This is a genomic window from Hydrogenophaga taeniospiralis CCUG 15921, assembly GCF_001592305.1.
GTDB lineage: Bacteria > Pseudomonadota > Gammaproteobacteria > Burkholderiales > Burkholderiaceae_C > Hydrogenophaga > Hydrogenophaga taeniospiralis.
Genome location: NZ_BCWR01000011.1, coordinates 235758 through 253383, shown reverse-complemented (window position 1 = coordinate 253383; position 17626 = coordinate 235758). Strand labels below are relative to the sequence as shown.

20 protein-coding genes and 3 tRNA genes are annotated in these 17626 nt (G+C 66.2%); 10 read left to right on the top strand and 13 right to left on the bottom strand.

Annotated elements, in window-relative coordinates; genetic code table 11:
• Positions 1-36: 36 nt before the first annotated feature.
• From argG to HTA01S_RS15410, 3 genes are read right to left on the bottom strand one after another with little or no spacing between them, the layout of a single operon-like run.
• Positions 37-1377, bottom strand: coding sequence for an argininosuccinate synthase (gene argG, locus HTA01S_RS15420; protein ID WP_068173428.1), 1341 nt, complete (start codon positions 1375-1377; stop codon positions 37-39).
• Positions 1378-1385: 8 nt separating this feature from the next.
• A complete protein-coding gene (gene ppnP / locus HTA01S_RS15415; RefSeq protein WP_068173424.1) occupies positions 1386-1703 on the bottom strand; it encodes a pyrimidine/purine nucleoside phosphorylase in 318 nt (105 codons plus the stop codon).
• A gap of 56 nt (positions 1704-1759) precedes the next feature.
• Complete coding sequence (locus tag HTA01S_RS15410; protein WP_068173421.1) at positions 1760-2107, bottom strand: ArsC family reductase; 348 nt, start codon at positions 2105-2107, stop codon at positions 1760-1762.
• A gap of 56 nt (positions 2108-2163) precedes the next feature.
• Between HTA01S_RS15410 and pip the strand changes: the two genes are divergently transcribed.
• The 10 genes from pip to HTA01S_RS15360 all read left to right on the top strand — a co-directional run bounded on the left by pip (position 2164) and on the right by HTA01S_RS15360 (position 10418).
• Positions 2164-3111: a prolyl aminopeptidase gene (gene pip / locus HTA01S_RS15405; RefSeq protein WP_068173419.1), complete on the top strand. Its 948-nt coding sequence runs from the start codon at positions 2164-2166 to the stop codon at positions 3109-3111.
• A gap of 30 nt (positions 3112-3141) precedes the next feature.
• Positions 3142-4491, top strand: coding sequence for a bifunctional tetrahydrofolate synthase/dihydrofolate synthase (folC, locus tag HTA01S_RS15400; protein WP_068173417.1), 1350 nt, complete (start codon positions 3142-3144; stop codon positions 4489-4491).
• Between the two features lie 71 nt (positions 4492-4562).
• Positions 4563-5303: an SPOR domain-containing protein gene (locus HTA01S_RS15395; RefSeq protein WP_068173415.1), complete on the top strand. Its 741-nt coding sequence runs from the start codon at positions 4563-4565 to the stop codon at positions 5301-5303.
• A 34-nt stretch (positions 5304-5337) separates the two neighbouring features.
• Positions 5338-5823 carry a CvpA family protein gene (locus HTA01S_RS15390; RefSeq protein WP_068173413.1) on the top strand — a complete coding sequence of 162 codons (486 nt, stop codon included), beginning with the start codon at positions 5338-5340 and terminating at the stop codon, positions 5821-5823.
• Positions 5824-5854: 31 nt separating this feature from the next.
• Entirely contained in the window at positions 5855-7357 is a 1503-nt protein-coding gene (gene purF / locus HTA01S_RS15385) for an amidophosphoribosyltransferase (RefSeq protein WP_068173410.1), read from the top strand.
• Positions 7358-7380: 23 nt separating this feature from the next.
• Entirely contained in the window at positions 7381-8595 is a 1215-nt protein-coding gene (locus HTA01S_RS15380; protein WP_068173408.1) for an O-succinylhomoserine sulfhydrylase, read from the top strand.
• 1 nt (position 8596) lies between these two features.
• Complete coding sequence (gltX, locus tag HTA01S_RS15375; RefSeq protein WP_068173407.1) at positions 8597-9985, top strand: glutamate--tRNA ligase; 1389 nt, start codon at positions 8597-8599, stop codon at positions 9983-9985.
• A 75-nt stretch (positions 9986-10060) separates the two neighbouring features.
• Positions 10061-10136, top strand: a tRNA-Ala gene (locus HTA01S_RS15370).
• Between the two features lie 75 nt (positions 10137-10211).
• Positions 10212-10287: transfer RNA gene (locus HTA01S_RS15365), tRNA-Glu, on the top strand.
• A 54-nt stretch (positions 10288-10341) separates the two neighbouring features.
• A tRNA-Asp gene (locus HTA01S_RS15360) sits at positions 10342-10418 on the top strand.
• Between the two features lie 143 nt (positions 10419-10561).
• Here the strand turns inward: HTA01S_RS15360 and HTA01S_RS15355 are convergent.
• From HTA01S_RS15355 to nifV, 10 genes are all read right to left on the bottom strand, one after another.
• On the bottom strand, positions 10562-10870 hold the full coding sequence (locus tag HTA01S_RS15355) for a hypothetical protein (protein ID WP_068173405.1): 309 nt from the start codon (positions 10868-10870) through the stop codon (positions 10562-10564).
• Positions 10871-11048: 178 nt separating this feature from the next.
• The gene (locus tag HTA01S_RS26185; protein WP_279338457.1) at positions 11049-11171 is read right to left on the bottom strand and encodes a hypothetical protein; all 123 of its coding nucleotides are present in this window, start codon (positions 11169-11171) and stop codon (positions 11049-11051) included.
• Positions 11168-11491, bottom strand: a complete 324-nt coding sequence (locus HTA01S_RS15350) for a (2Fe-2S) ferredoxin domain-containing protein (RefSeq protein WP_068173402.1) — start codon at positions 11489-11491, stop codon at positions 11168-11170. The genes HTA01S_RS26185 and HTA01S_RS15350 overlap by 4 nt, the downstream gene beginning before the upstream one ends.
• 129 nt (positions 11492-11620) lie before the next feature.
• A complete protein-coding gene (locus HTA01S_RS15345; RefSeq protein WP_068173400.1) occupies positions 11621-11926 on the bottom strand; it encodes a ferredoxin family protein in 306 nt (101 codons plus the stop codon).
• A complete protein-coding gene (locus HTA01S_RS15340) occupies positions 11923-13233 on the bottom strand; it encodes an FAD-dependent monooxygenase (protein WP_068173399.1) in 1311 nt (436 codons plus the stop codon). Before HTA01S_RS15340 ends, HTA01S_RS15345 begins: the two co-directional genes overlap by 4 nt.
• Before the next feature lie 27 nt (positions 13234-13260).
• Positions 13261-14370, bottom strand: coding sequence for an electron transfer flavoprotein subunit alpha/FixB family protein (locus tag HTA01S_RS15335; RefSeq protein ID WP_068173397.1), 1110 nt, complete (start codon positions 14368-14370; stop codon positions 13261-13263).
• Entirely contained in the window at positions 14367-15215 is an 849-nt protein-coding gene (locus tag HTA01S_RS15330) for an electron transfer flavoprotein subunit beta/FixA family protein (protein ID WP_068173395.1), read from the bottom strand. The genes HTA01S_RS15335 and HTA01S_RS15330 overlap by 4 nt, the downstream gene beginning before the upstream one ends.
• Before the next feature lie 12 nt (positions 15216-15227).
• Positions 15228-15566, bottom strand: coding sequence for a nitrogenase stabilizing/protective protein NifW (gene nifW, locus HTA01S_RS15325; RefSeq protein ID WP_068173393.1), 339 nt, complete (start codon positions 15564-15566; stop codon positions 15228-15230).
• A 6-nt stretch (positions 15567-15572) separates the two neighbouring features.
• On the bottom strand, positions 15573-16355 hold the full coding sequence (gene cysE / locus HTA01S_RS15320; RefSeq protein WP_068173391.1) for a serine O-acetyltransferase: 783 nt from the start codon (positions 16353-16355) through the stop codon (positions 15573-15575).
• Complete coding sequence (nifV, locus tag HTA01S_RS15315; protein WP_068173389.1) at positions 16352-17518, bottom strand: homocitrate synthase; 1167 nt, start codon at positions 17516-17518, stop codon at positions 16352-16354. The genes cysE and nifV overlap by 4 nt, the downstream gene beginning before the upstream one ends.
• Positions 17519-17626: the final 108 nt, after the last annotated feature.

Genomic DNA, 17626 nt, shown 5'->3' with positions numbered 1-17626 from the left:
AGGTCAAGGCAAGAAACGAAGCGGAAAGGAAAGGGCTTATTCGCCCTTGTCGCCTTCCAGCCGCAGCATTTGCGCGCCTTCGCCCAGCGACAGCAGGCCGCTCTTGGCGTAGATGCCCAGCTTGGCGCGCGTGTCGGTGATGTCGAGGTTGCGCATGGTCAGCTGGCCGATGCGGTCCAGGGGCGTGAACGGCGCGTCTTCCACCTTTTCCATCGACAGGCGCTCGGGCGCGTACGTCAGGTTGGGCGAGTCGGTGTTCATGATCGAGTAGTCGTTGCCGCGGCGCAGTTCGATCGTCACCTCGCCGGTGATGGCGCGCGCCACCCAGCGCTGGGCGGTCTCGCGCAGCATGATGGACTGCGGGTCGAACCAGCGGCCCTGGTAGAGCAGGCGGCCGAGCTTCAGGCCGTTGATGCGGTACTGCTCGATCGTGTCTTCGTTGTGGATGCCGGTCACCAGGCGCTCGTAGGCGATGTGCAGCAGCGCCAGGCCCGGGGCTTCGTAGATGCCGCGGCTCTTGGCTTCGATGATGCGGTTTTCGATCTGGTCGCTCATGCCCAGGCCGTGGCGGCCGCCGATGCGGTTGGCCTCCAGGATCAGGTCCACCGGCGAGTCGAAGGTCTGGCCGTTCAGCGCGACCGGCTGGCCTTCTTCAAAGCGCACCGTCACGGTTTCGCGTTTGACTTCGACTTCATCCTTCCAGAACGCCACGCCCATGATGGGGTTGACGATGGTGATGCCGCTGTTGAGGTGCTCCAGGTCTTTCGCCTCGTGCGTGGCGCCCAGCATGTTGCTGTCGGTGGAGTAGGCCTTTTCGGCGCTCATCTTGTAGCCGAAGCCGTTGGCGGTCATGAAGGCGCTCATTTCGGCGCGGCCGCCCAGCTCGTCGATGAACAGCTGGTCCAGCCAGGGCTTGTAGATCTTCAGGCTGGGGTTGGTCAGCAGGCCGTAGCGGTAGAAACGCTCGATGTCGTTGCCCTTGTAGGTGCTGCCGTCGCCCCAGATGTGGACGTCGTCTTCCTTCATCGCGGCCACGAGCATGGTGCCGGTGACGGCACGGCCCAGCGGCGTGGTGTTGAAGTAGGTCACACCCGCGGTGCTGATGTGGAAGGCGCCGCACTGCAGCGCGGCAATGCCTTCGTGCGCCAGCTGGGTGCGGCAGTCGATCAGGCGCGCTTTTTCGGCGCCGTACTGCATGGCCTTGCGCGGGATCTCGTCGTAGTCCGGCTCGTCGGGCTGGCCGAGGTTGGCGGTGTAAGCGTAGGGGATTGCGCCCTTCTGCTTCATCCACAGCAGAGCGGCGGAGGTGTCGAGGCCGCCGGAGAAGGCGATGCCGACTTTCTGTTGCGTGGGAAGGTTTTGAAGAATGGTGGCCATGTGTGTGCTCAGCCAAAGTGGCAGATGTAGTGGTAGGGCTCGGTCACGCGGATGTCGAAACTGCTGTTGCCGGGGATGCTGAACTTGTCGCCCGGGCCGGACTTGAGCCAGGCGTCGGTGCCGGCCAGCTTGTATTCGCAGCCGCCGGCCACGCATTCCATGATCTCGGGGGCGCCGGTGTTGAACGTCAGCGTGGCGGGCAGCACCACGCCAACCGACTTCTTGGTGCCGTCCGGGAAGGTGATGCCGTGGCTGACGCATTTGCCGTCGAAGTACACGCTGGCCTGGGTGTTGACGGTCACGCCGCTGATCTGGGTGGTGCTCATGGGAGGGAGGGTGTGAAAAGTGGAGGCGAAACCGCGATTTTAGGCGGGCGGGGAGGTCAGAGCCGTTGTTGCCAGTCGGTGGCGTCAAAGCCGACGGTGATGGCGCCTTTGGCCCAGGCCACGACAGGGCGCTTGATCACGCTGGGGTGGTCCAGCAGCAGGGTGCGGGCGGTGGGGTTGTCCACCACCGCGTTGCGCGTGGCCTCGTCCAGCCCTCGCCAGGTCGTGCCCTTGCGGTTGACGAGTTTCTCCCAGCCGGCGGCGGCCAGCCAGCGGTCGAGATCAACCTCGGGAACGCCCTGTTTCTTGAAGTCGTGGAAGCGGTGTTCGACGCCGTGTTCCGCCAGCCAGGCGCGGGCCTTTTTGACGGTGTCGCAGTTGGGGATGCCGTAGAGTGTGGTCATCCCCGAATTCTGGCACGCGTTCCTCGGCAGGCGCGGCCCAACCCGAAGCCATCACCATGACCCAGCGCGACTTTTACCCGCCCATCGAACCGTTCCAGACCGGCGTGCTCGACACCGGCGACGGCCATTCGGTCTATTGGGAGCTGTGCGGCAACCCGAAGGGAAAACCGGCGGTGTTCCTGCACGGCGGGCCGGGTTCGGGCTGCTCGGCCGATCACCGCCGCCTGTTCGATCCGGAGCGCTACTGCGTGTTGCTGTTCGACCAGCGCGGTTGCGGGCGCTCCCAGCCCGCCGCCTCGCTGGAGAACAACACCACCTGGCACCTGGTGGCCGACATGGAGCGGCTGCGCGAGATGCTGGGCGTGGACCGCTGGCTGGTGTTCGGCGGCTCCTGGGGCAGCACGCTGGCGCTGGCCTATGCGCAGACGCATACCGAGCGTGTGTCGGCGCTGATCGTGCGCGGCATCTTCACGCTGCGGCGCGAGGAACTGCTCTGGTACTACCAGGAGGGCGCTTCGTGGCTGTTCCCGGATCTGTGGGAGGGTTTTGTGGCGCCCATTCCCGAGGCTGAGCGGGGCGACCTGATCGGCGCCTACCGCCGGCGCCTGACCGGGGCGGACCCGGCCGAGCAACTGGCCTGCGCGCGCGCCTGGAGCCTGTGGGAAGGGCAGACGATCCGCCTGCTGCCCGATGAGGCCAACACGGCCAAACATTCGAACGACGCGTTCTCGCTGGCCTTCGCGCGCATCGAAAACCACTACTTCGTGCACGACGGCTGGATGGACGAGGGCCAGCTCATCCGCGACGCGGGCAAGTTGGCGCATATTCCCGGCGTGATCGTGCAGGGGCGCTACGACGTCTGCACCCCCGCCCACACGGCCTGGGCGCTGCACCGCGCCTGGCCGCAGGCCGATTTCCACCTGGTGCCAGACGCCGGGCACGCGTTCAACGAACCCGGCATCCTCACGAAGCTGATCGAGGCCACGGACCGCTTCGCGCGCTGAGGTTTTGGCCGGCCCGGGATAATCAGGGCCATGAACACGTTCCCGGCCCTGAATACGCTTGAAGACTGGCTCGCGCACTGCGAGCGACTGCACCCTGTCACCATCGACATGGGCCTGGACCGCGTGCAGCGCGTGGCGCAGCGCATGGGTCTGGCGATGGATTGCCCGGTGATCACCGTGGCGGGCACCAACGGCAAAGGCTCCACCTGCGCCATGCTCGAAGCCATCTACGGCGAAGCGGGCTACCGCACCGGCGTCTACACCTCGCCGCATCTGGTGCACTTCGAAGAGCGCTGCCGCATCCAGGGCCAGGCGGTGGCCGCCGACGCGCTGCTGCCCGCGTTCGCCGAGGTGGAGGCGGCCCGGCTGGGGCAGGGCGGTGAAGACAGCATCAGCCTGAGTTATTTTGAGTTCACCACGCTGGCGATCCTGCGCACCCTGTCGCGCAGCGGGCTGGAGGTGGTGATTCTGGAAGTGGGTCTGGGAGGTCGGCTGGACGCGGTGAACATCCTGGACGCCGACTGCGCCGTGATCACCTGCATCGCGCTGGACCACATGGCCATCCTGGGCCCGGACCGCGAAGCCATCGGCTATGAGAAGGCCGGCATCATGCGCACCGGCCGGCCGGTGGTGGTGAGCGACCCGGTTCCGCCGCAAAGCGTGCTGGACCGGGCGCTGGAGGTGGGCGCCGAGCTGTGGCGCCTGGGCAAGGACTTTCATTTCGCCGGCGACCAGCAGCAGTGGGGCTGGGCCATGCACCCCTCGCACGGCGGGCGGCGTTACGCCGGCCTGGCCTACCCGGCGCTGCGCGGCGCCAACCAGCTGGTCAACGCCTCCGGCGTGCTGGCGGCCATCGAGGCCCTGCGCCCACGCCTGCCGGTCACGGCCCAGGCGGTGCGCAACGGCTTGGCCATGGTGGAGCTGCCGGGGCGTTTCCAGATCGTGCCCGGCACGCCGACGCTGGTGCTGGACGTGGCCCACAACCCGCATTCGGTGGCGGCGCTGGCCGAAAACCTCGACGCCATGGGCTATTACCCGACCACCCATGCCGTGTTCGGCGCCATGGCCGACAAGGATCTGGGCGCCATGCTGGAACGCATCGCGCCGCTGATCGACCGCTGGCATGTGACCGACCTGCCACTGCCCCGGGCCAGCAGTGCAAAAGCGCTGGCGCAACTGCTGGAAGCCACGCCGGCGACCGCGCCCGGCGGGAAAAGCCGGGTGGCGGGCGTCCACGCCAGCCCCATGGACGCCTTGCGCGCCGCGGTGTCGGCGGCGGACCCCGCTGATAGAATCGTGGTCTTCGGTTCGTTCTTCACCGTGGGGGGTGTTTTGCAGGACGGCGTCCCCCGAATGTCTGCAAAACACCTGGCTTCCTGAAGCCTCCCACACAGCGCGAATGCCGTGTCGCGCTTCCCGCCAGGCATTGATGGCGCATTGGTCCACCCCGAATGATCACTTCCCGTTCAGGCTCCCAGGGCACTCCAACGACACCCCCGCCGCAGAGCATCGAGGCCGTGCGGCGCCGTGCGCGCCACCGCCTGATCGGTGCCAGCGTGCTGGTGTTGCTGGGCGTGCTGGGTTTCCCGTTGCTGTTTGACACCCAGCCGCGCCCGATCTCGGTGGACATTCCGATCGAAATTCCCGCCAAGAACCCGGCGCCTGCGCTGTCCGCCCCCAAGGCGGCCCCCAGCAGCAAAACCGAGCCCAAGCCCGCACCGGCGCCCGTCGAAACCGCCGCGCTGTCCGCCGGCGAAAGCCTGGGTGCGCGCGAAGAGATCGTGGAGCCGACGCGCCCCGCGGCAGCCGCCGCCCCCGAAACCGACAAGTCGCCCCAGGTCGAGGCCAAGGTCAAGCCCGCCCCCGTTGAAAAACCGGAGCCTGTGGCCAAACCGCCGGCGCCCGCTCAAGCGGCTGAGGCCGATCGCGCGCAGCCACAAGACAAGCCCGCCGGCCCTGCGGCCGTGCGCGCCGTGGTGCAGGTGGGTGCTTTTGCCGATGCGGCGCGTGCGCGCGAAGTGCGTCTGAAACTGGAGCGCGCCGGGCTCAAGACCTACACCCATGTGGCCGAAACGCCTGATGGCAAGCGCATCCGTGTGCGTCTGGGGCCTTTTGCGAGCAAATCCGAGGCCGACAAGGCGGCGGCGCGCGTGAAGGCGCTGGGGCTGCCCGCCGCCGTGCTGACGCTGTGAGGGCCACCGCCGGTCTGGCCGGGATCCGATGCCGATGAGCTGGTTGGATTGGGCCCTGTTGGCCGTGTTGTTGCTGTCGGCGCTGCTGGGGTTGTGGCGCGGGCTGGTTTACGAGGTGCTGTCGGTGGCGGGCTGGGTGGTGGCGTTCGTGCTGGCGCAGGCCTATGCCGCCGAGGTGGGTGCCTGGTTGCCCATGGAGGGCACGTCGCCGCCGGTGCGGCTGGCCGCGGGGTTCGTGGTGGTGTTTCTGGCCGCGGCGTTTGCCGGTGGACTGGTGGCGTGGCTGGTGAAGAAGTTGGTGGAGTCCGTGGGCCTGCGGCCGGTGGACCGGATTCTGGGCGGGGCCTTTGGCCTGGCCCGCGGTTTGGTGATATTGCTGGGTGTGACGGTGGTGGTGAGCATGACGTCCCTGCAGACGCAGGACTGGTGGCGGGAGTCGGTGGTGGCGGACACGCTCACCGACACGCTGCACGCGCTCAAGCCTCTGCTGCCCGAAGCGCTGTCGCGCTACCTGACGTAGGGTTTTTGTCTTTTTCCGTAAGGATCCGAACATGTGTGGAATCGTGGGCGTGGTGAGCAAAGCGCCGGTCAACCAACTGATTTATGACGCGTTGCTGCTGCTGCAGCACCGGGGCCAGGACGCGGCCGGCATCGTGACCCAGCAGGGCCGCAAGTTTTTCATGCACAAGGCCAAGGGCATGGTGCGCGACGTGTTCCGCACCCGCAACATGCGCGCGCTGCCGGGCAACTGCGGCCTGGGCCAGGTGCGTTACCCGACCGCCGGCAATGCCTACTCCGAAGAGGAGGCGCAGCCCTTTTACGTGAACGCGCCGTTTGGCCTGGTGCTGGTGCACAACGGCAACCTGACCAACGCTCAGGCGCTCAAGCAGGAACTGTTTCAGGCCGATCACCGCCACATCAACACCGAGAGCGACTCCGAGGTGCTGCTCAACGTGCTGGCGCACGAGCTGGAAAAGGTCACGCGCGGCATCACCCTCAAGCCGGCCGACGTGTTCGCGGCGGTGCGCGGTGTGCACCAGCGCGTGCGCGGCTCCTATGCGGTGGTGGCGCTGATCGCCGGCCATGGCCTGGTGGCGTTTCGCGACCCCTACGGCATTCGCCCGCTCTGCGTGGGCCACAGCGACAGCGGCGTGATGGTGGCGAGCGAATCCGTCACGCTGGAAGGCAACGGCTTCGAGCTGGACCGCGACGTGATGCCCGGTGAGGCGCTGTTCGTGGACCTGGAAGGCAACATGCAGTTCCAGCAGTGCGCGGACAAGGTCAGCCACAACCCCTGCATTTTCGAGTTCGTCTACCTGGCCCGTCCCGACTCCGTGCTCGACGGCATCTCGGTCTACCAGGCGCGCCTGAACCTCGGCGAGACCCTGGCCAAACGCGTGGTCTCCACCGTGCCGCCGAACGAGATCGATGTGGTCATCCCGATCCCCGAATCGTCGCGGCCCAGCGCGATGGAACTGGCCCAGTTGCTCGGTCTGCCGTACCGCGAGGGGTTTGTGAAAAACCGCTACGTGGGCCGCACCTTCATCATGCCGGGGCAGGGCGTGCGCAAGAAGTCGGTGCGCCAGAAGCTCAACGTGATCGCCAGCGAGTTCAAGGGCCGCAACGTGCTGCTGGTGGACGACTCCATCGTGCGCGGTACCACCAGCCGCGAAATCGTGCAGATGGCGCGCGACGCCGGGGCCCGCAAGGTCTACCTGGCCAGTGCCGCGCCGCCGGTGCGTTACCCCAACGTCTACGGCATCGACATGCCCACGCCCGACGAACTCGTGGCGCACAACCGCACGGTCGAAGAGGTGCGCCTGAGCATCGGTTGCGACGCGCTGATCTACCAGGACGTGGACGCCATGAAGCTGGCCATCGGCTCGCTCAACCCCAAGCTCGCCGGTTTCGACGCATCCTGTTTTGATGGGGTGTACGTCACGGGCGACATCACGCTCGAAGACATCGCGCGCCTGAACGCCGGGCGCGACCAGACCGAAGAAGGCGAAGAAGACACCTCGCGCCTGGCGCTGCCCAACGCGCAGACCGCCTGAGCCCCCTGAAGCCGCGACACACCATGAGCACCGATTCCCCTGAAACCGCCGGCCTGCACCGCGACACCCTCGCGGTGCGCGCTGCGGTGGACCGCAGCCAATACGGCGAAAATTCCGAAGCCCTGTACCTCACCAGCGGCTACGTGCAACCTTCCGCCGCCGCAGCCGCCGCCCGGTTCGCCGGCGACGAAGAAGGCTTCACCTACGGTCGCTACGGCAACCCGACGGTTGCCAGTTTCGAGCAGCGCCTGGCGGCGCTGGAAGGCGCCGAAGCCTGCATCTCCACCGCCTCGGGCATGTCGGCCATCCTGATGATGTGCATGGGTCTGCTCAAGAGCGGGGACCACGTGATCTGCTCACACTCCATGTTCGGCTCGACCATCAAGCTGATCGGCTCCGATCTGGCCAAGTTCGGCGTCGAGTCCAGCTTCGTGCCACAGACCGATGTGGCGGCCTGGAAAGCGGCCGTCAAGCCCAGCACCAAGCTGCTGTTCGCAGAGACGCCCACCAATCCCCTGACCGATGTTTGCGACATCCGCGCATTGGCCGACATCGCCCACAACGCGGGCGCGCTGCTGGCGGTGGACAACTGTTTTGCCACGCCGGCGCTGCAGCGCCCCTTGGCGCTGGGGGCCGACATCGTGATGCATTCGGGCACCAAGTACCTGGACGGCCAGGGCCGTGTCATGGCCGGCGCCCTGTGTGCCAGCCAGGACATGGTGACCAAAACCTTCCTGCCGGTGCTCAAGAGTGCCGGCATGACGCTCGCGCCCTTCAACGCCTGGGTGGTGCTCAAGGGCCTGGAGACGCTGGACATCCGCATGGCGGCGCAGTCGGCCCGTGCGCTGGCGCTGGCTCAGTGGCTGCAGGTGCACCCCGGAGTGGCGCGCGTGCATTACCCCGGTCTCACCAGCCACCCGCAGCACGAGCTGGCGATGGCCCAGCAGTCGAACTGCGGCGGTGCGGTGCTGTCGTTTGAGGTCAAGGCGTCCGATGCCGATCAGGCCCGCCAGCGCGCCTTCCACGTGCTCGATTCGCTCCAGACGCTGTCGCTGTCGACCAACCTGGGCGACACCAAGACCCTGTGCGCCCACCCGGCCAGCACCTCGCACGGTCGCCTGACCGAAGCCCAACGCCAGACCGCAGGCGTGGTGCAGGGCCTGATCCGCGTGGCCGTTGGCCTTGAACACCTCACCGACATCCAGACCGATCTGGACCGTGGCCTTTCCTCTTTTTGACATGACCGCCCAAGTTCGCACCCGCTTCGCTCCGTCGCCCACCGGCTTCATTCACCTGGGCAACATCCGCTCGGCCCTGTACCCCTGGGCCTTCGCCCGCGCCACCGGTGGCGTGTTCGTGCTTCGCATCGAAGACACCGATCTCGAGCGTTCTTCGCAGGCCGCGGTGGACGTGATCATCGAGGGCATGAAGTGGCTGGGCCTGGACCACGACGAAGGGCCGTTCTATCAGATGCAGCGCATGGACCGCTACAAGGCGGTGCTGGCCGAAATGGTGGCCGCGGGGCATGTCTACCCCTGCTACATGAGCATGGCCGAACTGGACGCGCTGCGCGAGCGCCAGATGGCCAACAAGGAGAAGCCGCGCTACGACGGCACCTGGCGCCCCGAGCCGGGCAAGGTGCTGCCCGCCATTCCCGAGGGCGTGAAGCCCGTGTTGCGCTTCAAGAACCCGCAAGGTGGCGTGGTGGCCTGGGACGACAAGGTCAAGGGCCTGATCGAGATCCGCAACGACGAGCTGGACGACCTCGTGATCGCGCGCCCCGATGGCACGCCCACCTACAACTTCTGCGTGGTCGTGGACGACATCGACATGGCGATCACCCACGTGATCCGTGGTGACGACCATGTGAACAACACGCCGCGCCAGATCAACATCTTCAAAGCCCTCGGCAAGGAGCCGCCGGTTTATGCCCACCTGCCCACCGTGCTCAACGAGCAGGGCGAGAAGATGAGCAAGCGCAACGGCGCCAAGCCCGTGACCCAGTACCGCGACGAAGGTTATCTGCCCGACGCGATGGTGAACTACCTCGCGCGCCTGGGCTGGAGCCATGGCGACGACGAAATCTTCAGCCGCGCGCAGTTCCTCAAGTGGTTCAACCTGGACCACCTCGGCCGCAGCGCCGCGCAGTTCGACGAAGCCAAGCTGCGCTGGGTCAACGCCCAGCACCTGAAGGCGATGGACGATGCCGCGTTGGCGCCACTGGTGGCCGAGCAGCTGATCAAGCGCGGCATCACCGCCGACGAGCGCCTGCCGCGCATCTGCGGTCTGTTCAAGGACCGTTGCGACACCACGGTGGCGTTGGCGGGCTGGGCCGCCGCGTTTTATGCCGACGTGACGCCCAGCGCCGACGAACGCGCGCAGCATGTCACGCCCGCTATTGAGCCCGTACTGTCCACGCTGGCGGAGAAGCTGGCGGCCAGCGCCTGGGACAAGGCCAGCATCTCGGCGGCCATCAAGGAAACCATCTCCACCCATGGCATCAAGATGCCGCAACTGGCGATGCCGGTGCGCGTGCTGGTGATGGGCACGGCCCAGACGCCGTCGCTCGACGCGGTGCTTGAACTGCAAAATCAGCAAACAGTTTTGACGCGACTTCAAAATCGCTGAAAAATGTCCTATAATTTGAGGCTTGCTGATGCACACCAAGCGGTGACATGTGAAGTGTGAATCAACAAACCCTGTGGGGGTATAGCTCAGCTGGGAGAGCGCTTGCATGGCATGCAAGAGGTCAGCGGTTCGATCCCGCTTACCTCCACCACAATTTGTGAAGCTTGTGTCGGTGACCTGATCAAGGCGCTGATACAATGCAAAGTTCGGTTAGTTCCAAGGTTTTGACCCTATCGTCTAGAGGCCTAGGACATCACCCTTTCACGGTGAGTACCGGGGTTCGAATCCCCGTAGGGTCGCCAAGTTTGTGGCACTTGGCCTGAAGCGAAAGCCTCAGGCAAAAGCTGCACCACTGCGGAGTGGTAGTTCAGTTGGTTAGAATACCGGCCTGTCACGCCGGGGGTCGCGGGTTCGAGCCCCGTCCACTCCGCCAAAAGATAAAGCCTTCTAAGTCTTTGACTTAGGAGGCTTTTTTCTTGTTCATTTGAGGACGGTTTTCTCCTTCGACCCTGACCGATGGCGCTGGTGCTTCGCGCGCACCCGGTCCTGGCCGCGCGTCCTGCGATGGGGTGGCTATCAGTCGCCCGTCTGTGCCGCAGCCACCCAGCGCAGGCCCTTGCCGCGGCTGAAGTAGTAGTCACCTTGCGGGCTGATAACGACGGCGCGATGCGCTGTGGGGTCGGAGAAGTACTGCCAGCCATGCCCCCGTTCACCGGGACCGGCGTTGTGGGGCACCGCCTGCATACCGTGGTCGAAGCCGCCAGCGGGACGGGTATCCGCGACGCACGGGCGGTCGTGGTCATGGTCGCGATCTCCGGCAAGTACAGGGCTGCTGATGATGGCTGCGAGCATTCCTGTCGAGGCGAGAAAAGCGGTTGATTTCATGATCGACTCCTTGGCATGTGACTCCAGTCGATAGCGACTGTGCATGCACTATGCGCCCGTGAAACTGAAGCGGTGCTGAACGGCTTGTTCACCTGCAATTCACTTGGAGGTCGGCGTTCCCGAACTGCCCCAGTCTCATTTGCACCGGCAGGCTCTGTGGCGAGCTCAGTGATGCGGTCTACAGAATCGCTGCCACGTCTTCGCGCGGCGCCTGTCGCGCCTGTTCGATCATGTGCTCAATGGTGGGCGACACCCGGCCGCCGAACAGCTTGGTGGATTCGACGCCGGTCGGCAGGTTCACCAGACAGCTTTCGGGGCCAGAAGCCGCTCCACCGGGGCGCCGCCTTCAAGGTGGCGGGTGAAGATGTCTGCGACGTCGGCCTCGGTCACGTTGCGGTAGAGCACGGCTTCGGGGTAGACCAGCACGTTGGCGCCCTGGTCGCACGGACCCAGGCAGCCCGAGTAGGTGACGGACACTGCTTCGTAGGCTTGGCGTTTCTGCTGCTCGGCCCAGAAGGCCTGCAGAACGGCGGTGCCGCCCTTGCTGGTGCAGGAGCCGCGCGGGTGCTGCGGCGGGCGGCTCTGGGTGCATACGAAAACGTGGCGGGCAGGACGGGGCATGAGAACTCCTTTGGTGCGATCGAAGGCCGGTGTCTCAACCGGGAATGCCGCGGAACCGGCTTTGCCGGGTCGCAGGCGTTGCCCCTGGAAGGGGGATGCGGCTACACGAAGTGAGCAAGCAACGGGGAGCTATCCAAACTTGAAGAGAATGCCGTGCCCGCCGCGCGGGTAGTCCCAGTTCACGTTCAGGTGCTCGCTGCAGATGATGCGGCAACTGCCGCATTCCAGGCAGCCGTCGGTGATCAGGGTGACGGCGCCGTTGCCTTCGGCCTTGTAGCAGGAGGCCGGGCACACGTAGGTGCAGGACTTCTGCGTGCAGTCGTTGGCGCAGACGCTAGCATCCTTGATCTGGATGTGGGGCCGGCCCGCGTCCACGCGGTAGCGGTTCTGAAACAGTTTCTCTTCGACGTTCACATTCACGGCAACGGCGCTCATCGGAAGGCCCTCCAGAGTTTGACGGCGTCGCCCACCAGGCCGGTGAGCGAGCGCGAGGTGCGGAAGCTGGAAAAGATCTCGCGTTCCTTGGTCTTCTTGTCCACGCCATCGACCGTGAACATCTTGTGCGCGGCCCTGGACACGAGCTCGGGGTAGGTGGTGAAGAACTGGTTGTTCTTGTGGAAGACCTCGGGCATGTCGCGGTACTTGTGCAGGTCCTTCATCACGAAGCTCTTGTCGAGCTCGGTCTTGTAGGCCTTGAGCACCGCTTCGCTCATGGGCTTGCCAGCGGCCTTGGCGGCGATCACCGTCTCGGCCGCCAGGCGCCCGGTGGTCATGGCCAGGTTGGAGCCTTCGCGGTGCACCGCGTTGACGAAGCCGCCCGAGTCGCCCACGATCATCCAGCCGTTGCCATAGACCTTGGGCACGGCGTAGAAGCCGCCTTCGGGGATCAGGTGGGCCGCGTATTCCTTCATCTCGCCACCCTGGATCAATGGCGCGATCGAGGGGTGCTGCTTGAGCTTTTCCAGCAGGGCGTAGGGGCTGGTCCTGTTCACGCTGCCCTTGAAGTCGCTGAGCATGCAGCCGATGCCGATGGTGAGCGATTCCTTGTTGGTGTAGAGGAAACCTGTGCCCATCATGCCGTCGGTGATCTTGCCGACCATCTCGATCACCACGCCTTCTTCTTCGCCGATGTTGAAGCGCTGGCGGATCGTGTCTTCAGGCATGAAGAGGATTTCTTTCACCGCCAGCGCCACGTTGCTGTCCTTGATCTCGCCGTGGAAACCGGCCTTGCGTGCCAGCGTGCTGTTCACGCCGTCGGCCATGATCACCACGTCGGCGTACACGTCGCCGGCTTCGCGGTCGCACTGCACGCCCACCACCTGGTCGCCGTCCATGATGAGGTGGTTGACCGTTGTCTCGCAGATCAGCAGCGCGCCGGCTTCGCGGACCTTGGAGCTGAACCACTTGTCGAACTGCGCCCGGATGATGGTGTAGCGGTTGTAGGGCGGCTTGTTGTAGTCGTCGCTGCGGTAGTGTGTGCCGACGAAGCTGTTGTCATCGAGCACCCAGACGCGCTGCTCGATGATGTGGCGCTCCAGTGGCGCGTCTTCGCGGAAGTCGGGAATGATCTTCTCCAGCGCGTCGCTGTAGAGGATGGCGCCCTGCACGTTTTTCGAACCCGGGTATTCGCCGCGTTCGATCTGCAGGACCTTGAGGCCGGCCTTGGCCAGGGTGTAGGCGCAGGCGTTGCCCGAGGGCCCCGCGCCCACCACGATGGCGTCGAATTGAGAGGGTTTTTTCATGGCGTTCCCCAGAGGTGGTGGACGGGATCAGGCAACCAAAGCGCTGCGCTTGGACAGGTGTTCGGCGAACGCCTTGCTCAGCGCGGGCAGCACCAGCATCGCGTTGCCGACGATGCCGTAGTGCGCGAACTCGAAGATGGGCGCGTTCGGGTCGGTGTTGATGGCGACGATCACGTCCGAGCCCTCCATGCCCACGCGGTGCTGCACCGCGCCGCTGATGCCTGCGGCGATGTAGAGCTTGGGGCGCACCGTCTTGCCGGTCTGGCCCACCTGGCGCTCGGCCTCGACCCAGCCGGCCTGCACCACAGGCCGCGTGGCGCCGACCTCACCGCCGAGCACCCGCGCCAGTTCGAACACGAGCTTGAAGTTGTCGGGGTTCTTCAGGCCCTTGCCGCCGCTCACGATCACGTCCGCGTAGGGCAGGTTGATCTTGTTGCTGTGGGCGTCGGCGATGAAGTCCAGCAGCTTGGTGACGATCTGCGTCTCCACCATGCCCAGGGTGTCGTGCACCAGGTTGCCGGTGCGGCTGCTGTCGGCCTTGGGCATCAGCATCACGCGCGGGCGCACCGTGGCCATCTGCGGCCGGTAGGCCAGGGTCATGATGGTGCAGTAGAGCGAGCCGCCGAAGGTCGGTCGCGTGGCGGCCAGGGCCTTGGAGACCGGGTCGATGTTGAGCTCGGTGCAGTCGGCCGTGAGGCCGGTGAGCAAGGTGGTGGCCACCGAGCCCGCGAGGTCGCGGCCTTGTGAGGTGGCGCCGAGCAGCAGGATCTCCGGTTTGTACTTGTTCACCAGGTCGGTGAGACCCTTGGTGAAGGGCTCGTTGCGGTAGCCCTTGAGCACCGGATCGGTCATCAGGTAGCAGGTGTCGGCGCCGAAGCTGATGGCCTCGGCCGCGAACTTTTCCAGGTGTTCGTCCGCGCCGCCCAGCAGCACCGCGCCGACCTGGCTGCCCAGGGTGTCGGCGAGCTTGCGCGCTTCGCCGAGCAGCTCCCAGGACACGCTGTGCACATGGCCGCGGTCGTGTTCGACGAACACCCAGACGCCCTTGTAGGCCTTGAGTTCTTCCGACAATTCGAGGTTGCGGCCGCGGCCGGCGGGGCGCTTGACGGCGACGGCTTCTTTGGGGGCTTCGCTCATGATGTTTCCTTCATCAACAAATCGGCTTCAAGCGTTGGGTGGCGGGTGAAAACCTTCTGGAGAAGGTTGAGCGAGACATCGCGCAGGTTGCTGGTTTCCAGGTCCAGCATCTCCACCTTCTCGGTGCGCGGCGAGGGGCCAAACACCTTGCTCACCACGGTGGGAGAACCCTTCAGACCGATCTTGCCGAGGTCTTCGATGGCGGCGTCTTCCTTGCTCCATTTGCGCACCGGGTAGGCGGCGGCGTGGATCATGGCGGGCAGGTTGGCGAAGCGCATCTCGTTGGTGTTTTCCAGCATCGTGATCAGGCAGGGCAGGGCCGTCTTGAGCACCTGCACGCCGCCTTCGGCGCGCCGCTCGACCGTGATCGTGCGGCCGTCCAGATCGGTCTCGACGATGCGCGAGACGTAGGTCAGCAACTGCAGGCCCATGCGCTTGGCGATGCCCGGCCCCACCTGCGCGGTGTCGCCGTCGATGGTCTGTTTGCCGGTGAAGACGACGTCCACCGCCTGTTCGCGGGCGATCTGACGGATGCCGGCAGCCAGGGCGTAGGAGGTGGCCAGCGTGTCGGCGCCGGCGAAGGCGCGGTCGGTCACGAGCACGGCGTCGTCGGCGCCGAAGCTGATGCATTTGCGCAGCGCTTCTTCGGCCTGCGGCGGCCCCATGCAGAGCACGGTCACCTTGCCGCCGAACTTGTCTTTGAGGCGCAGCGCCTCTTCGAGCGAGAACAGGTCGTAGGGGTTGACGATGGCCGGCACCCCCTGGCGCATGATGGTGTTGGTGACCGGGTGGACGCGGATCTGCGCCGAGTCGGGCACCTGCTTGATACAGACGACGATGTGCATGTGGATGCTCCTTCAGGCGACCATGCGGGAGGGGACTGAGCTTTTCAGGCTCTCCAGCGAGACGTGCTGTTTGCCGCCCACGTCCTGGAACACCTTGAACACCTTTTCCTGGGCCGGGGTGGAACTGACGAAGTCCGCGTAGGCCTTCATCAGCTGCTCGCGGTAGCTCGTGAACAGCTGCACCTCGTTGCTCTGGTCCTGCAGGTTCTGCTGCCGGATGTACTGGAAGAAGCGCTTGAGGATGTGCAGCCGGCTCACGTTGACCACCGCTTGGTCGAATGGCACGCCGAAGTACTGCAGGAAGTCCTCGGCGGACGACAGGGCCTTGAGTTGTTGAATGAAGTTTTCCATCGGGCGTTACTCCACGGTCGCGGGTTGTAGATGGGATGTCGCGTTGGCGAACCCCGGTTCGGCACATTGATCGTCACAAAGGCCGCAGGCGTTGTCGGCGCTGGCCAATCCTTGGCTGTGGGCCAGGGCGTGTTCGAGCTGGGCCACGCGGTCGAGCAGGCAGGCGATGGCCTTGCCCACCGGGTCGGGAATCAGGTGGTGGTCGAGGTCGAAGCCGTGCGTGGTGCGCCGCCCTGGCGCCACCACCCGGCCCGGGATGCCGACCACGGTGGCGCCGTCCGGCACGGCCTCGATGACGACCGAGTTGGCCGCCACGCGGGCCCGGTCGCCCACGCGGATCGGCCCCAGAATCTTGGCGCCCGCGCCCACCACCACGGCATGGCCCAGGGTGGGGTGGCGCTTGCCGGGGTTCCAGCTGGTGCCGCCCAGCGTGACCCCGTGGTAGAGCGTCACGTCGTCGCCGATCTCGGCGGTCTCGCCGATCACGACGCCGGTGCCGTGGTCGATGAAGAAGCGTGCGCCGATGCTCGCGCCGGGGTGGATGTCGACCTGCGTGAACCAGCGCGCGGCGAACGACAGCCAGCGTGGCAGGTAGCGCCAGCCGCGCGCCCACAGTGCGTGGGCCAGGCGGTGCAGCGCGATCGCCTGCACGCCCGGGTAGATGGTCCAGACCTCCAACAGGCTGCGCGCGGCCGGGTCGCGGGCGAGTACGCAGCGCGCGTCCTCGCGCAGCAGCGACCACCACGAGGCCCGGGGCGCGCTGGTGGAAATGTTCGGCGCGGCTTTCATGCCAACCCCAGGGCCGAGGCGTGGGCCGCTTGCGGTGCAGCGCTGTGGGCGTCCCGCAGGAAGCCGCGCAGCTCGTCGGGCGTGGCTTCCTGTTTCACGCGCATTGCGTGGTCGCGGATGCGTGCGAGCACGCGGCCGGTGAGCGCTTCGTCGTCCATGGCCACGCCCAGGGCGCCATAGGCCTGGCGCACCGCCTGCGAACCCGAGTGTTTGCCCAGCACGGTGCGGCGTTGGCGGCCGAGCTCGCCCGGGTCGAAACCCTCGTAGGTGGACGGGTGCTTGAGTAGCCCGTCGATGTGGATGCCCGACTCGTGCGTGAACACGGCCTCGCCCACGATGCTCTTGTTGAACGCGACCTGGCGGCCCGAGGCGCGCGCCACCAGGTGCGAGATCGGCACCAGGGCCTGCGTGTCCACGCCGGTGTCGCCGTGGTGCAGGTGGCGCACGCCCATCACGATCTCTTCCAGCGCGGCGTTGCCGGCGCGCTCACCCAGCCCGTTGACGGTGGTGTTGGCGTGGGTGGCGCCGGCGCGCAGGGCGGCCAGGGTGTTGGCCGTGGCCAGGCCCAGGTCGTCGTGGGCGTGGATCTCGATGTCCATGTGCAGCGCGTCGCGCAGCCGGGCGATGGCGTCGAAGGTGCCGAACGGGTCGAGCACGCCCAGGGTGTCGGCGAACCGCAGGCGGCTCGCGCCGCAGGCCTGGGCGCGCTGCGCCACCTCGATCAGGAAGCCGATGTCGGCGCGCGAGGCGTCTTCGGCGCCCAGCGAAACCATGCGCCCGCTCGCTGCGGCCTTTTCGATCACGCGCGTGACCTGCTCCAGCACCCACTCGCGCGACTGCTTGAGCTTGTGCCGCAGGTGGATGTCGGACACCGGGATCGAGAGGTGAACGATGTGCGCATCGCAGTGCAGCGCGCTGGCCAGGTCCGCATCGGTCAGGCGGCCCCAGACCATCAGGGCCGCGGGCAGCCGCAGGGCGGCGATGCTGTTGATGCAGGCGATCTCGTCGTCACCCATGGCCGGGATGCCGATCTCCATTTCCGGCACACCTGCGTCCGACAGCGCGCAGGCGATGGCGCACTTCTCGTGCACCGTGAACGCCACCCCGGCGGTCTGTTCGCCGTCGCGCAGCGTGGTGTCGTTGATGATGAGGTTGCGGGGCATGTGGCGGCTTCCTTTGCCTAGCTCATCGCAAGGTGCATGCCACCCGTTTTGGCCCCTCAAACCGCTGTGTGGAGCGCCCCGCAGGGCAGGTTTGTCGGGTCCGGTCAG